Genomic DNA, 14,614 nt, shown 5'->3' with positions numbered 1-14,614 from the left:
CGGTTCGGACGGCCGGACCGGGGGCGAGGAGGTGGCGGGACACGCGCCGTGTGGATCCATGTCGTTGTGCCTCCCGACGAAGTCTGGGCGGATCCCTGTCCCGCCGCGGGCCGGGCGGTACGCCGGGGGACGGGGACGGTACCTGGATGGTGCGCCGGGCCACGCGTTCCCGATAGGGGTGCGTCAACAGTTTGTTTCAGACGTCAACAGTTTGTTTCAAACGGCAGGGGGTCGCGACCGCTTCGCGCAGCCGGCCCGACGGCCACCCGATCGGCCCAGCAGCGCGCGCCCTCCCCCGCAGCCGGCGCTTGACTGACTGTCGGGGTCGGCACGTCCTGCGGCGCGATGGGAGGTGTCATGTCGTGGAAGGAACGGCTGCGAGACCTGCGCGCCCGTACCGAGGAGCGGTTCCCCGTCGTCACGGAACTGACGGGGCGCCTCCTGTCGACGAACCTCCTGGACGGGGCGACCCGGCTGGCCTCCCAGGCCTTCCTGGCGTCCGTGCCGCTCTTGTTCGCCGTGGCCGCCTTCGCACCCCAGAGCGTGCGCGATCAGTTGCGGGAATCGTTGCGGACCGTGTTCGGGCTGACGGGCCAGGCCGACACGGAACTCCAGAAGGTGCTGGGCTCCTCCACCGGCACGAGCCTGCGCGAGACCACGGGCACCATCGGCCTGCTGATGGCCCTGATCTCGGCCACCAGTTTCAGCCGGGCCATGGCCCGGGTCTGCGAACGCGCCTGGCAACTGCCGAAATCACGTACCCGGATCGCCGTCTGGCGCTGGTTCGCCTGGTTGCTCGCCCTGCTGCTGGTGGTCTTCATGGAGGGCCCGATCCGCGAGGGGTTCGGGGCGGGCCTGTGGGTCGGGATCCCCTTGTCCTTCCTCCTCGGCGTCGGCGTCTGGCTGTGGACCCAGCACCTGTTCCTCGCCGGCCGGATCGGCTGGGTGGCCCTGTTGCCCGGCGCCGTCCTCTCCTCGATCGCCACGACGGTGCTGTCACTGAGCGCCGCCCTCTACATGCCGACCGCGCTCAACCGGGCGCTGCACGAGTACGGCTCCCTCGGCCTGGTGCTGACCCTCCTGTCCTGGCTCATCGCGATCTGCGCCGCCGTCACGTTCGCCGTGACCATCGGCGCGGTCCTGGCGCAGGAGCCGCCGCTGAACCGCTTTCTCACGACCGATCGGAGAACTCCGTGACACACGCCCAGGACGCGGAAGTCGCCCGCTTGCGAGCCCAGGTGGCGGAGTTGTCCCGTCCGCACCGGAAGCTGCGTTCCACCCTGTCCGCCATCCTCATGGTGCTCGTCCTCGTCCTCACTCCCCTGGCCGTCGTCGCCTCCTGGACGTCCTCCCTGCTGGGTGACACCGACCGCTACGTCGCCACCATGGGTCCGCTCGTCGACGACCGGGCCGTCCAGGAGGCGGTGGGCGCTCGCGCGGCGCAGGCCGTGACCAAGCACCTGGATCTGGAAACCCTGCTGCAGGAGGCGGCGCCGGAGGACCGCCCGCTGCTCTCGAAGGCCCTGGGCAAACTGGGGTCGCCGATCGAGGGAGCCGTGGCGAGCTTCGTCGGCAAGGAGGCCACGAACGTGGTAGCCAGTTCCTGGTTCCGGACGTTCTGGACGGACGCCAACCGGCGCATCCACGCAGCCATGGTCAAGGCACTCACGGGACAGGGCGGCGGCGCCGTGAAGTTGACCGACGACGCGGTAACCATCGACCTCGCCCCCGTGATCGACCAGCTGAAGCAGCGACTGGTCGACGCCGGCCTCGGCGTCGCGGCGAAGGTCCCGGAGATCCACACCGATTTCACCGTCGTCCAGTCGAAGGACGTCAAGAAGGCCCAGACCGGCTTCCGGCTGCTCCAGATCCTCGGTACCTGGCTGGCCGTGGTGGTGGTGCTGATCGCCGCCCTGGCCGTGTGGACGGCCCGGCGCAGGCGGCGCGCGCTGACGACCGTCGCCCTGCTGATCGCCGCCGGCGCCCTGCTGTTGGGGCTGGGGCTGGTGATCGCCCGGGCTCTGTACCTGGACGCCCTGCCCGCGGGGGTCTCCTCCGACGCGGCGGCCGCCGTGTTCGACCAGTTGGTGCGCTTCCTGCGGACCGCCGTGCGGTCGGTCGCCGTCCTCGGTGTGGCGGTCGCCCTGGGCGCCTGGCTCAGCGGCCCCGGTCGCCGCGCCGGTCAGGTGCGCCACCTGTGGTCGGCGGGCATCGACGCCACACGGGGCGCCGCCGAGCAGATGGGGATGCGGCTGGGCCCGGTGGGGCCCTTCGTGCACCGCTGGAAGCGCCGGCTGGTCCAGGCGGTCCTGGCGGTGGGTGCCCTGACGCTCGCGTTGTGGTCCTATCCCACCGGGTGGGTCGTCGTCGGCATCGTCCTGGCGGTCCTGTTCGCCATCACGGTGATCGAGTTCCTCGACGCGCGGCCGGTCGGTCCTGCGGATCGCGAGGCGGCGGGTCCGGCGGGTCCGGCGGGTCCGGCGAGTCCGGCGGAGACACCGGAAGGACCGGGAGCACCGGGAGCGTAGGGGCGCGTACGGTGGCGCGCCGACGGAGCGGGCGGGAGGCGGGTGGGCCGGTCGGTGAGCCTCACTCGTCCGGCCCGCCCGCCCTGCGGATGCCGTCGGTCGGACCGAACCTGGTGGGGACCGTCACCGGCAGTGGTCACACGGAGGGGGCTCGGCAGTCTTGACAGAGTCGCAGCGACAACCGACCCTCCGTCAGGCCCTCACCGCGCCCGGGACGCTGCGGCTGCTCCTGGCGTCCGCGCTCGTCGGGATCCCCGTCTCGCTCATCGCCTTCGGCTTCATCAGCCTCGAACACGAACTTCAGCACTGGGTGTGGGAGTCCGCGCCCGAGGCGCTCGGCTATTCCGTGTCACCGTGGTGGTGGGGGCTGCCCACACTGGCCCTCGCCGGGCTGCTGGCCGCGCCCGTCATCACCCGGATGGCCGGCGCGGGCGGTCACGTGCCCGTCTTCGGAATCGGCGGGGCGACGACCACGCCCCGCGAGTTGCCGAGCGTCGCCCTGGCCGCGCTGATCTGTCTCCCCCTCGGTGTGATCCTGGGACCCGAGGCCCCGCTCATGGCACTGGGCGGCGGCCTCGCGCTGATCTGCGTGCGGGCCACACAGCGCGCCGCCCGGCCCCAGTTGACCGCGGTGCTCGGCATGGCGGGTTCCACCGCCGCCATCAGCACCATCTTCGGCAGCCCGCTCATCCCGGCCGTGATGGTGCTGGAGGCCGCCGGACTCGGCGGCGTGCGGCTGGTCGTACTGATCCTGCCCGCCCTGGTCGCCAGTGGCGTCGGCGCCCTGGTGTTCACCGGGTTCGGCCATTGGACCGGGCTCGGCATCGGGTCACTGGCCCTCCCGCAGAAGCCTCCCACCGGACTGCTCGACGCCGCCGACTTCCTGTGGGGCGTTCCCATGGCGGCCCTGATCGGGGCGCTCGTCGCCGGCGGAAAGCTCCTGGGCCTGCGGACCCACCGGTGGGCGGGTGCCTCCGCGGTCCGGATCATCCTGTGCGCCCTGGGCATCGGCGTCTCCATCACCGCCTACGCCCTGGCCACCGGGCGTTCCCCGGGCGAGGTGGCGCTGTCCGGCCAGATCGTGATCGGCGCGCTGGCGGCCGACCCGGGGGCCTGGGCGGTGGGCTCGCTGGTGGCGCTGGCCGTCTTCAAGCTGATCGGCTGGGGCATCGCGCTGGGCAGCCTGCGAGGTGGTCCCATCTTCCCTGCCATCACCATCGGAGCCGCGGTGGGCATCGCCTGTGGCGGCCTTCCCGGTTTCGGCATGGCCCCCGCCCTGGCCGCGGGCATCTGCGCGGCGGGAGTCGCGGCCACCCGTCTGCCGGTCACCGGCGTCGTGCTGGCCGCCGCCCTGCTCGGCAAGGACGCGAGCACCCTGATGCCGCTGATGGTGATCAGCTCGGTCACGGCCCTGCTCATCGAGGTCATGCTGGACCGTCCGCGGGCGTCCGGCGTGGAGATCGACGTGGGTGACGCGAAGCCCGGATGAGGATCCGCCCGCCGCGCCGTCGACCGGGGACTGCCCGGCGGCTGGAGCCAGGCGGCGGGCGGCCGAGGTCAGCCCGTGGGCACCGAAGGCGACGCGGAGACCGGCGCCGCCCGCGGAACCGGTGGGACGTCCGTGTGCGCACGCGGGTGGGGCAGGACCCGGTCCAGCACCCGGGGCAGCCACCAGTTCGCACGGCCCATCAGGAACATCGCGCTCGGCACGAGCACGAGCCGGACCACCGTCGCGTCGAGGACGACGCTGACGGCCAGCCCCACCGCCAGCATCTTGACGACGACGGTGGGCGAGGCTGCGAAGGAGAGGAAGACCGCGGTCATGATCAGCGCGGCACTGGAGATGACCCTGCCGGTGCCGGCCAGTCCGGTGCCGACCGCGAGGGTGTTGTCCTTGGTGCGCCGCCACGTGTCGGCGATGGAGGAGAGCAGGAAGATCTCGTAGTCCATCGACAGGCCGAACACGATCGCGAACATCATCATCGGCACGTACGACTCGATGGGCACGGGCTCCGACAGCCCGAGCAGGCCGCTCCCCCAGCCCCATTGGAAGACCGCGACGAGGATGCCGTACGAGGCCCCCGTGGTGAACAGGTTCATGACCACCGCCTTGAGCGGGATCACCACGCTCCGGAACACGGCGGTGAGCAGCAGGAGCGCCGCCGCCAGGACGATGCCGATGATGACGGGGAGCCGGCGGGTGACGGTGTCGCGGAAGTCGAGCCGGCCCGCGGTGCTGCCGGTGAGGTACCCGTGCGCGCCACTGCCGTCCAGCGCCTGGGGCACGGTGGTGGCGCTCAGGGTGGTGAACAGGTCCCCGGTGCCCGCGGACTGGGGGCCTGTGGAGGGGGTGATCGTGGAGATCAGGACCTTGCCGTCGGGGCTCGGTGTGAAGGGTGTGAACCGGTCGATGCCGTCCGTGTCCCGCAGGGCCGTGGTGAGGTCGCCTCCGATCCGGTCGGCGGGAGCGGTCGCCCCTTCCAGGTCGGCGACGAGGACGAACGGACCGTTCGCGCCGGGGCCGAAGCCCGGCCCCCGACCCTCGGCGATCCAGTCGTGAGCCTGGCGGGTGGTGGTGCCCGCCTTGTCGGCGCCGTCGTCCACGTGGCCGAGGCGCATGGAGAACATCGGTACCGCGCACACCGCGAGCAGGAGCGTGCCCGCGGTGAGGAACTTCCAGGGGTGGCGTGCCACCAGGGCGGCGTAGCGGTGCCAGCCGTCGTGGCCGCCGGTGGTCTCGGCGACGGGGCGGCGCAGGGAGAGGCGGTCGATGCGGCGTCCCACCAGTCCGAGGGCGGCCGGTACGAGGGTCAGCGCTCCGGCGGCGGTGACCGTGACGGCGAGGGTGGCTGCCAGGCCCAGTCTGCCGATGAAGCCGATGCCGCAGGCGTAGAGGCTCAGCATGGCGACCGCGACGGTGACTCCGGCGACGACGACGGCGCGGCCGCTGGTGGCGGTGGTGCGCGCGGCGGCGTCGACGGGGTCGTGGCCGTCGATGAGGTCCTGCCGGAACCGGGTCGTCAGGAACAGGGCGTAGTCGATGCCCACACCGAGGCCGATCATGGTGGCCAGGGTGGGGGCGGCGGTCGCGAAGGTGACGACGCCCGCCACGATGCCCACCACGCTGAGACCCACTCCGACGCTGATCAGCGCGGTGACCAGGGGCAGGAGGGCCGCGGCGACGCTGCCGAAGGCGAGGACGAGGATCACCAGGGCGGCCACGACACCGACGATCTCGCTCGCCTTGTCGTTGGCGGGCTCCCTGACCACCTCGTTGAGGTCCCCGCCGTACCCGACCCGCATTCCGGCCGCCCGGGCCGGGGCCGTGGCCTCGTCGAGCGAGCCGGTGTACGCGTGCCCGAGTGTCTTGACCTGCCGGTCGAACGAGACGGTGGTGTAGGAGGTACGGCCGTCGGCGTCGGTCACCGGTTTGGAGGCGGCGGTGACGTGGGGCAGCTTCGCGAGGGCGGCGAGGCTTTGATCGACGGCCTGGCGGTGATCGGCGACGGCGCCCGAGTCCGCGTGGAACACGACGCGGCCACTGGGGTCCCCGATGCCCGGCGCGTGGGCGGCCAGGAGGTCGGCGCCGGTGCGCGAAGGGGTGCTCGGCAGGCTGATCTCGTCGCTGTAGGCGGGACCGACGGCCTGGCGGCCGAGGAAGGCCCCGGCCAGCAGTACGAGCCAGGCGGCGATCACCCACATCGGGTGACGGGCGCAGAAGGCGCCGAGCGCACCCGGGCGGGAGGAGTGGGCTCGCGGCCTGGGGCGCCGGGAGCGCCGGGGGAACTGCACATCGACTCCAAACAAGAAAGTGGCAGGACTGACACGAACCAACCTCGCACAAAGTGGCAGGACTGACAATTGACAGGGGTGCCGTCATTGCTAGGCTTCATGCATGCCTCACGACCCCGACGACTCCGGACTGCGCGAACGCAAGAAGGAACAGACCCGCCGACTGCTGCGCGAGGGCGCCGCCACGCTGTTCGCCGCTCACGGCTTCGCGGGAACCACCGTCGCGGACATCGCCGCCCACGCGAACGTCTCCGAGCGGACCTTCTTCCGGTACTTCGACAGCAAGGAGGCGCTGCTCGTACCCGACAGCGCCGACCTGTTCCGCCACGTCGAATCGGAACTGGCCGCCCGCCCCGCCGACGAGGAGCCGCTGGACGCGGTGTTCAACGCGCTCCTCTCGGCGGTGGCTCCCTTCGCGGCCTCCAGCCTCACCGCCCTGACCCACTCCATCGAGGGCGCCGAGGTGCTGGTGGCCGCCCGGCTGGTGCAGGCGTTCAGCGAGTTCGAGGACCGGCTCACGCTCCTCGTCCTCAGGCGGCTCCCCGACGGAACCCCGGACGCCGACCTGCGCGCCGCCGTGATCGCCGGCGCGGCCATGTCCACCGTGCGCGCCGTCCTGCGCACCCAACGCAGGCGGCGCCAGAGCGACGCCGTCACCCCGACCCCTCCCCCCCGTCTCCTGCTCCAGGCCTTCGGGATGCTGAAACAGATCGGAACCGCCGCTTCATGAAGCTCCGCCGCACCTCAGTCCTCGTCACCGCCGGACTCACCGTGGTCCTCGCCGCGGCGACCGGCACGGCCAACGCCGTCGTGAAGCACTCCGCGCAGCAGCGCATCGAGGAGAAGGCGGCGTGCCGGCTCCGGGCGGACGGGGCCGTCAGCGCGGAACTGACGGACTCGTTCGCGGGCCTGCGTTCGCTGACCGGCGACGTGGGGGCCGTGCACGTCTCGGCCCGGGGCGTGCACCGGGCCGACACCGAGATGGACGTCGAGGCCGACCTCTACGGCGTCACCACCGACGGAGGCGTCGGCGGCGGCCGTGCCACGGCGAGCGTCTCGTACGGGACCCTCCAGAAGCGCCTCTCGTCGACGGAGGCGGGCATGAAGGTGGGCGGCGACGCGAACGGGCTGACCCTCACCGGCAGTGTGGGAGACCTCGGCCTGCCGGTCACCGTCCACACCCGGCTCGCCACCACGGCGACCAGCCTGACCCTGACGCCGACGACGGTCAGCGTCCTGGGCCGCGACCTGCCCGTGGACACCCTGGGCTCGCTGCCCGTCGCGGGGGGTCTCGTGGACCGCATCGCCGAACGGCTCGCACCCCGGACGATCGACATCGACGACCTGCCGGCGGGAGCCCGACTCACCGCCGCCCGGCCGACCGCCTCGGGATTGGAGCTGAACTTCTCGCTGTCCTCGGAGTCGATCCAGGCGAAGTCCGCGGGCGGCGACGGGGCGGGTGCCGCGGGCTCCGACCGCTGCTCGGAGAAGTAGCCCCGCCGCGCGGGCGCCGGCGGCCGGCGGTCCGCGACCCGCGGCCGATCAGGGCGACGGCGGTTCGCCGGCCTTCGCCTTCGCGTCGAGCAGGTCGCCGTATCCGGCGGCCGTCCAGACGTGCAGGCGGAACCGTTCCGGCGACACCGGCTGCGACCACGGGGATCCCGATGCGGAGAACACCCCACGGCAGCCGGGACAGTAGCGCGCGTCCCCGGTGAGTTCGGCCGCCCAGGCGGCGCCCGCGAGCACCCTGCGCGCGTCCCGGTTCTCGCCGCGGACGATCGCGATCGTCGCCACGAGGATCAGCACGGCGGCGACGGCGCCCACGGCCGTGAGCCACGGCAGGTTCCGGTCGTCGGCGGCGTACGCGCCCGCCGCGGCGGCCATGCCGGCGATGACGATGCCCTCCGCGAGGTGCGTACAGCCCCCGCCCGTGTGGTCGGGTCCTGACGCGAGCCTCGTCGCGAGGTCCTCGCGCCGCCCGCTCCGGTCCGTGCGCGCCCGCTCGACCGGCACGTGCTCCGACGTCCCGCACCCCGGGCACGGCGCCGGCTTGTTCGATTCTTCCCTCGTCATCCGGACATGATGACGTGCCGCACCGCGACACCCGAAGGCGACCGCCCTTCGGGGCCCTCACGACACGAGGACGTGACGACCACGCCATGAGGATCACATGAGGTTCACCGCGCGGGAACTCAACCGCTCCACGCTCGCCCGACAGTTGCTGTCGTCCCGGGAGGCGATCGGCGCGGCCGAGGCCGTGCGGCGCGTGGTCGCGCTCCAGGCCCAGCAGGCCGCCTCGCCGTATCTCGCCCTGTGGAACCGGGTGAGCGGTTTCGATCCCGCCGACCTGGACTCCGCGTTCGCCGGTCATTCGGTCGTCAAGTCCACCCTGATGCGGATCACCCTGCACGCCGTGCACGCCGACGACTACCCGACCTTCCGCGAGGCCGTGCACCCGTCGTTGCGCGCCGCCCGGCTCAACGACCGTTTCACGGCGTCCGGGTTGACCGCCGAGGACGCCGAGGCCCTCGTCCCGGAGATCCTGGCCTTCGCCGACCGGCCCCGCACCAACGCGGACTACGAGGCGTGGCTCGAACAACGGCTCGGCGCACCGGCGCGGCCCGGCGCGTGGTGGGGTCTGCGCCAGTTCACACCGCTGCTGCACGCGCCCACCGCTCCCCCGTGGTCGTTCGGTCACCGGCCCTCGTACATCGCCCCCCGTGTCCGGCCCGTGACGACCGACGCGCAGGTGCCCGACGTCTCCCTGCGCACGCTGGTCCTGCGCTACCTGGAGGGCTTCGGGCCGGCGTCGGTCGCGGACGTCGCGCAGTTCTCCCTGGTCCCGCGGACACGGGTGCGTACGGCGCTGCGCGCGCTCGGCGACCTCCTCGTACGCCACGAAGGGCCGGACGGCGAGGAGTTGTTCGACGTCCCGCACGCGCCGCGCCCGGACGGCGACACGCCGGCGCCGCCCCGGCTGATGGCCATGTGGGACAGCGTCCTGCTCGCCTACCACGACCGGGCACGGGTGATACCGCCGGAGTACCGCGCCCTCGTCATCCGCAGGAACGGCGACGTGCTGGCGACCGTGCTGGTCGACGGGTACGTCGCCGGGGTGTGGCGACCGGCCGAGGGCGGGATCGAGGTCACGGCCTTCCACCCGCTGCCGGAGGAGGTCTGGGAGGGACTCCGCGTCGAGGCGGGGGCGTTGACGGTCCTCCTCCGCGACAGGGAGCCACAGGTCTACCGCCGCTACGACCACTGGTGGGCCAAGGTCCCCGGCGCCGTGGTTCGCGTGCTCCCCGGCGGCTGACCTGCCGGCCCTTCACGGTGGTCGGGTCCGGCACCCGGTCGGAGTCCGGCCGCCGTCCGGCGGCGCATACGCGCACGACCGGCCGCGTTCACTTCGGACGCGGCGGCGGGGACCCGCTCCCGTCCGCACCCCGGTACCGGGGCACCGAGACCCGGGAGCGGGACGCCGCGTACGATGCGGATCCGGCGGCGGCCATCGGACACGGGGCCGCGCTCCGGGTTTCGGGTGCCGTCACTCGCACCTTCAGCAACCGAGAGGACAGCGATCGTGGGCCGATCCCCAGGCGTGGGCCAAGTGGTGGACGACTTCCGGCTGCCGGGAGGTGAACTGACCGGGGACGCGTTCGTCCGCACCGAGTACTCCCTGGGCGGTCACCGAGGGAGCCCGGTCGTCCTGGCCTTCTATCCCGGCGACAACACCCCCGTGTGCACGACCCAGTTGTGTTCCTACTCCGACGGGCTGGAATCCCTGGGAGCCGGCGGGGCCAAGGTCTGGGGCATCAGCCCCCAAAGCGTCGACAGCCACGAGGACTTCGCCCGCTCCCGCGGACTGCGCCTGCCCCTGCTCGCCGACACCGACCGGGCCGTCGCCCGGGCCTTCGGGATCACCGCACCCCTCATCGGGCTGCGCCGAGCCGTCTTCATCATCGCCCCCGACGGCACCCTGCACTGGAAGCACGTCACCGCCGTCGGAGCCACCTTCCCCCGGCCGACACCATCACCGAACAACTCGCCCGCCTCGGGACGGGCTGACGGTCCGATCACGCCTCGCAGAGGGCGCGGGTCGCCACTTCCCAGGCGGCCGTGACGGCGTGTCGGGCGTGCGCGGTGGCCTCGCCGGTGTCGGCGGGAAGGCTTCTCGGGGTGCCGACGTGAACGTGCAGGCGGGGTCGGCGGACCGGCGCGGTCAGCAGTCCGGCCAGTTGTTTGCCCGTACTGCCCGAGGTGATCCGCCGGGCACCGGCCTGGCCGAGCGGGACGAGCGGAACCCCGGCGGCTCGCGCCAGGCGGGCCGGCCCGCTGCGGAAGTCCTCCGGCGGAGCCTCCCCCGAGTCCGGGCGCAGCGGCAGGCGGCCTTCCCCGTAGACGAGGACGTGCCGGCCGGCGCGCAGGGCCTGGACCGCCGTGTCCAGCGCTTCCGAGGCCCGCGCCGTACCCCGGCGTACGGGTACGTGTCCCTCGCGCGTCAGCGACCAACCGAGCAACGGGATCCGCCACAGGCCCGCCGTGGCCAGCACCACCGGTTCGATGCCCAGGCGGCGCAGGGCCGCCATGACGACGGCGGGGTCGGCGAGGCTGGTGTGGTTGGCGACGATCAGAGCGCCCCCGGCGGGCAGCGACGCGGCGTCGGCCGTGACGGTCAGACGTCCGAACACGGGCACGACGGCGGAGGCGATGCGACTGAGCACGCTGGTGCCTTTCACGAGGGCTTCTTGCGGTGCCTCCATGGTCGGGCGCGGCGGGGCCGGCCGCGTGAGCGCGGGTACTCATTCGTGTCTGAGCACCACCGCGCCCCCGGGAGCTCGGGCGGGAGCGATGCACGGCGCTCCGCACCCGGGCCCGCTGCCTGCGGGTGCCGAGCCGGTGAGGCCGGCCGGCAGGACGGTGGCAGGCTGACGGGCTGCTCGACGGCGAGCATGAACGCCTTTGCGTTCGCCTGCTCACAAGGGCCCTCGGTTCCGAAGTCATCGGCGAGCGTGACGCCCTGATGGTTCGGCGCCATGAGGCACGGCCGGGGCGAAGGGCGGGGTGTCCTGTCGGCAAGTGGCCTTGGCGGGAGGCAGGGTACCCGTGGTGAGGTAGCGCACGGCGTGGTCGTTCACGCAGGTACTGGGATTGAGCAGGGCCGTGTGGCCGTGGCCCTGCAGGGTCAGCAGCCGGGCATCGGCCAGCGCGCTCGTCATCGACTGGGCCGCCTGATACGAAGTGGCCGTGTCGTAGACGGGGTTGACGACGAGGATCGGATGGGCGGTGGCCCGGTCGAACGGGCCCGTGTAGCGCTTGGCGGTCGTGGTCGGCCACTGCGCGCACCACTCGTAGTCCCAGACCCAGCGGCGGCCGAGGTCGCCCGCCCGTTCGGCGCTGAACGCCTCGAGTTGGGCGTAGCGGCCGAGCACGCGGGGGTTGGGGCTGTCCGAGCAGACCACGGCGGCCTCCTGCTCGGTTCCGGGGTACTTTCCTGCCGGAGGAGGCGCGGCTGCCTCGGGCTCGCGCTCCTGCCACAGCGCTTGCAGCATCTCCGCGGCGCTGGTCCAGCCCGGGTGGACGATGTACAGGTCCTGCCGGAGTTCCGTGACGGCCCGTGCGTAGCTCCACCGGCCCACTGAGCGGCGCTGGAGCCGCCGCATCAGGTCCGTGTATTTCGTGCGCGTCGCCTTGGGGGTGCCCGCCGAGAACGCGCAGCGGGATGCGGGTGCCTCCCCGCACAGCGTGAGGAACTGAGCCAGGGTGTCGGCCGAGCCCAGGTCCGATCCCATGCGCAACGACGTGGTCTGTCGCGGTTCGCCGTTCATCGCGCCGTCGACGTAATTGCGGGGGTCGACGTTCCCGTCCAGGATGAGGCCGCCCACCTTGTCCGGGAAGGTGTTGGCGTAGACCGCGCCGAGGAACGTGCCGTACGAGAGGCCCCAGTAGTGCAGTTGTTCGTCGCCCACGGCCCGGCGCAACTGGTCCAGGTCACGGGCGCTGTAGTACGTGGAGACGTACGGCAGCAGGTTCGCGGCACGCTTCTTGCAGCCTTCGGCCAGCTCCGCCCTTCCGGCGAACCAGGCCTTCCGCTCCTTCTCACCCACCGGGAATCCCACGGGCTGTCGCGCCCAGAAGGCCGTCGCTTCCCCGGCGTCGCGGAAACACCGCACCGCCGTGCTGCGGCCCACGCCGCGCGGGTCCCAGCTCACGATGTCGAAGCGCTTGCGCAGCTCGGCAGGGAAGCGGTCGTACCAGACCGGCAGAGCGTCGGTGCCGGGTCCTCCGGGTCCGCCGGGACTGAAGAACAGCGAACCGATTCTCGTCGACGGGCTGGTGGCTCTGTGCCGGATCACCACAAGATCGACGACCTTCCCGGACGGATGGTCGTAGTCGAGCGGGACCGGCAGCGTCGCGCATTCGGATCCCCGCTCAGCGGGCTCCTCGCACGGCTGCCATCTCAGCCCGGATCCTCCGCCTTCCCCGCTTCCCCCACCACGAACGGCTTGGGGCGCGGACACTGCGGTCATCAGGAACACGCACACAGCCAGCGCGGCGGCGCGTGGCGCCACGCGCCCGCGCCCGCCGGATATGAAACCTGGCATGGGTTTCCTTCCCACGTGAGCCGGCCACCCGCGCCGGAAGTCCCTCGATCTTGATTCACCTCACCACGGAACCGGTACGCCCAGCACCCGCTGCGCACCCGAACAGGTTCCGCGGACGGCGGCGCACGCCCCCTCCCACCTCGGCCGGTGGGCCGATGCCACGGGCCCGGAACGGAAAACGGGATCCGGGTCGACTTCGCCCCGAGCCCGCGCTCCCTCGACGAGGAACCCCCGGTCGAATGACGATCCGCCCGTGCGCCCGCGCAGTCGACCATCCGGCCGTCCATCCGACCTCCCGTGCGCGGGCCCGCCCCGAACGGGGGACCGTTTTCGGCCACACCGGGGATCTTGACCCCGACGAGGGGTGAAGCAACCCCCGGTCGCGTTGCCTCCCCGGGGGGCCGGACCGTTGTCCGGTTCGTGAGTACAGCAACGAGCAGCCCGATACTGGCCCACACGACCCCCCACGACACCGGCGCCGACTGTGCGCCCTGCGCCATGACGGTCCACTCCCGGGGCAACGTCCTGACCATCGCCCCGGCGGGCGAGATCGATCACCACACCGCCCGCCCCCTGCGCGTGACGCTCGCCCTGGCCGCCGCCCACGGCTACACCGGGCTCGTCCTGGACACCTCCCGCGTCACCTTCGCCGACTCCGGTCTCCTGCGCGTCCTGGACGAGTGGTGCAGGCACGGACGGCGCCTGAGGATGGTGAACCAGTCCAGGGCCGTACGACGTCTCCTGGCCGCGGCGGCGGCGACGGGACCGGCCGCGCCCTCCCCCTACGGCGGTCTCCGTCGGAAGCCGGGGGACGGCGTGGAGGGTTCGGCGCCACCCGGTCCGCCGGACCGACCGGGCCCCTCGGAGGAAGCGACACTCCGGTGACGTTCATACTCCTGACCGTCACCCCGATGCTGCTCGCCGTCCTCCTGCTGTGTCGGGAGCCCGGTCGGCAGCGGCGTCGACACCGACCCGCCGTGATCTGACCTGACCCACGAGCCGGTCCGCCCGCCCCGCGCGAACACGGGACGGGCGGACCCGTCGAGGGGCACGGCTCGGGGCGGGCCTGCTTAGGGGATGCGCCCGCCGCCCCGGACCCCGATCAGGTAGTCGGCCTCCTCCGCCAGCCGTGCCCGGCGCTCGTCCGTTCCGGCGCGTTCGAGTTCTCCTCTCAGCGCCTGCTCGGTCCGCAGGACGGTCGCCCGCGGGATCGGGATCCGCTGTCCGGGCTTCTCCGTGAACGGCGCCAGTTCGGAAGCCAGGTTCTGCGCGTCCGGAGAGGAGCCGCGGCGCAACGAGAGGAACACCCGGGCCAGCCAGTCGGCCGGAATCTTCACCATGAGATCTGTCATGCATGGGCAACGAACGGTGTCCCGCCCCGTGACACCCCCTCCCTCGCACGGAGCAACGCACCGCCCGCGCCACGGGGCGAGGCGGCCGGGGCGACTCACCGGGACCCCGATCGAGGGGGAGGCGCACGTCATTCACAAGGCGGGCGGTGTGGTCACCGAGGACGAACTCGGTTCGCCGGAGCGGGCATCAAGTCGGCATGGGCGAGTGGGGCGTTCACCGACCTCGACGTGGATGTCCGGCAGTCGGTGGGCCGGGTCAAGGCCGACCTGTTCCTCGTGCACAAGGAGCACGTCCGCGGGTTCGTCTTCGACCTCGCGACCGGAATGCTCAACGAGGTCG

The 14,614-nt window shown here is 72.5% G+C and carries 13 protein-coding genes; 8 read left to right on the top strand and 5 right to left on the bottom strand.

The window, feature by feature from the left end; all coding sequences use genetic code 11:
- Positions 1-357 precede the first annotated feature (357 nt).
- The 3 genes from ACQEVM_RS15750 (at position 358) to ACQEVM_RS15740 (ending at position 4,017) form a co-directional block, all read left to right on the top strand.
- The gene (locus ACQEVM_RS15750; protein ID WP_433079094.1) at positions 358-1,197 is read left to right on the top strand and encodes a YhjD/YihY/BrkB family envelope integrity protein; all 840 of its coding nucleotides are present in this window, start codon (positions 358-360) and stop codon (positions 1,195-1,197) included.
- Entirely contained in the window at positions 1,194-2,528 is a 1,335-nt protein-coding gene (locus ACQEVM_RS15745) for a hypothetical protein (RefSeq protein WP_433079092.1), read from the top strand. The genes ACQEVM_RS15750 and ACQEVM_RS15745 overlap by 4 nt, the downstream gene beginning before the upstream one ends.
- 160 nt (positions 2,529-2,688) lie before the next feature.
- On the top strand, positions 2,689-4,017 hold the full coding sequence (locus ACQEVM_RS15740; protein ID WP_433079090.1) for a chloride channel protein: 1,329 nt from the start codon (positions 2,689-2,691) through the stop codon (positions 4,015-4,017).
- A 68-nt stretch (positions 4,018-4,085) separates the two neighbouring features.
- Here the strand turns inward: ACQEVM_RS15740 and ACQEVM_RS15735 are convergent, their stop codons facing one another.
- Positions 4,086-6,320 carry an MMPL family transporter gene (locus ACQEVM_RS15735; RefSeq protein WP_433079088.1) on the bottom strand — a complete coding sequence of 745 codons (2,235 nt, stop codon included), beginning with the start codon at positions 6,318-6,320 and terminating at the stop codon, positions 4,086-4,088.
- A gap of 103 nt (positions 6,321-6,423) precedes the next feature.
- Between ACQEVM_RS15735 and ACQEVM_RS15730 the strand changes: the two genes are divergently transcribed.
- Both ACQEVM_RS15730 and ACQEVM_RS15725 read left to right on the top strand, forming a co-directional pair.
- The gene (locus ACQEVM_RS15730) at positions 6,424-7,050 is read left to right on the top strand and encodes a TetR/AcrR family transcriptional regulator (RefSeq protein ID WP_433079086.1); all 627 of its coding nucleotides are present in this window, start codon (positions 6,424-6,426) and stop codon (positions 7,048-7,050) included.
- Entirely contained in the window at positions 7,047-7,814 is a 768-nt protein-coding gene (locus ACQEVM_RS15725; protein WP_433079084.1) for an LmeA family phospholipid-binding protein, read from the top strand. The genes ACQEVM_RS15730 and ACQEVM_RS15725 overlap by 4 nt, the downstream gene beginning before the upstream one ends.
- Before the next feature lie 48 nt (positions 7,815-7,862).
- Here the strand turns inward: ACQEVM_RS15725 and ACQEVM_RS15720 are convergent, their stop codons facing one another.
- Entirely contained in the window at positions 7,863-8,393 is a 531-nt protein-coding gene (locus ACQEVM_RS15720) for a hypothetical protein (protein WP_433079082.1), read from the bottom strand.
- A gap of 97 nt (positions 8,394-8,490) precedes the next feature.
- Between ACQEVM_RS15720 and ACQEVM_RS15715 the strand changes: the two genes are divergently transcribed.
- Positions 8,491-9,633, top strand: a complete 1,143-nt coding sequence (locus ACQEVM_RS15715; protein ID WP_433079080.1) for a winged helix DNA-binding domain-containing protein — start codon at positions 8,491-8,493, stop codon at positions 9,631-9,633.
- A 267-nt stretch (positions 9,634-9,900) separates the two neighbouring features.
- A complete protein-coding gene (locus tag ACQEVM_RS15710; protein ID WP_433079078.1) occupies positions 9,901-10,440 on the top strand; it encodes a peroxiredoxin in 540 nt (179 codons plus the stop codon).
- Here the strand turns inward: ACQEVM_RS15710 and ACQEVM_RS15705 are convergent.
- The gene (locus ACQEVM_RS15705; protein ID WP_433080035.1) at positions 10,394-11,041 is read right to left on the bottom strand and encodes a lysophospholipid acyltransferase family protein; all 648 of its coding nucleotides are present in this window, start codon (positions 11,039-11,041) and stop codon (positions 10,394-10,396) included. The genes ACQEVM_RS15710 and ACQEVM_RS15705 overlap by 47 nt on opposite strands.
- A 276-nt stretch (positions 11,042-11,317) precedes the next feature.
- Entirely contained in the window at positions 11,318-12,673 is a 1,356-nt protein-coding gene (locus ACQEVM_RS15700) for an alpha/beta hydrolase (RefSeq protein ID WP_433079076.1), read from the bottom strand.
- 669 nt (positions 12,674-13,342) lie between these two features.
- Between ACQEVM_RS15700 and ACQEVM_RS15695 the strand changes: the two genes are divergently transcribed.
- On the top strand, positions 13,343-13,807 hold the full coding sequence (locus ACQEVM_RS15695) for an STAS domain-containing protein (protein WP_433079074.1): 465 nt from the start codon (positions 13,343-13,345) through the stop codon (positions 13,805-13,807).
- Between the two features lie 185 nt (positions 13,808-13,992).
- On the opposite strand, the gene ACQEVM_RS15690 is transcribed toward ACQEVM_RS15695, so the two are convergent.
- Complete coding sequence (locus ACQEVM_RS15690) at positions 13,993-14,274, bottom strand: hypothetical protein (protein WP_433079072.1); 282 nt, start codon at positions 14,272-14,274, stop codon at positions 13,993-13,995.
- Between the last annotated feature and the right edge of the window lie 340 nt (positions 14,275-14,614).

The sequence above is a fragment of the Streptomyces sp. CA-243310 genome (assembly GCF_050936775.1).
GTDB lineage: Bacteria > Actinomycetota > Actinomycetes > Streptomycetales > Streptomycetaceae > Streptomyces.
The sequence above is the reverse complement of the archived record's forward strand: the minus strand, read 5'-3'. Positions and strand labels throughout refer to the sequence as shown.

Coding starts and splice junctions, on each gene's coding strand:
- ACQEVM_RS15750 (WP_433079094.1), top strand. CDS start 358: ATGTCGTGGAAGGAACGGCTGCGAGACCTGCGCGCCCGTACCGAGGAG.
- ACQEVM_RS15715 (WP_433079080.1), top strand. CDS start 8,491: ATGAGGTTCACCGCGCGGGAACTCAACCGCTCCACGCTCGCCCGACAG.
- ACQEVM_RS15725 (WP_433079084.1), top strand. CDS start 7,047: ATGAAGCTCCGCCGCACCTCAGTCCTCGTCACCGCCGGACTCACCGTG.
- ACQEVM_RS15730 (WP_433079086.1), top strand. CDS start 6,424: ATGCCTCACGACCCCGACGACTCCGGACTGCGCGAACGCAAGAAGGAA.
- ACQEVM_RS15690 (WP_433079072.1), bottom strand. CDS start 14,274: ATGACAGATCTCATGGTGAAGATTCCGGCCGACTGGCTGGCCCGGGTG.
- ACQEVM_RS15720 (WP_433079082.1), bottom strand. CDS start 8,393: ATGACGAGGGAAGAATCGAACAAGCCGGCGCCGTGCCCGGGGTGCGGG.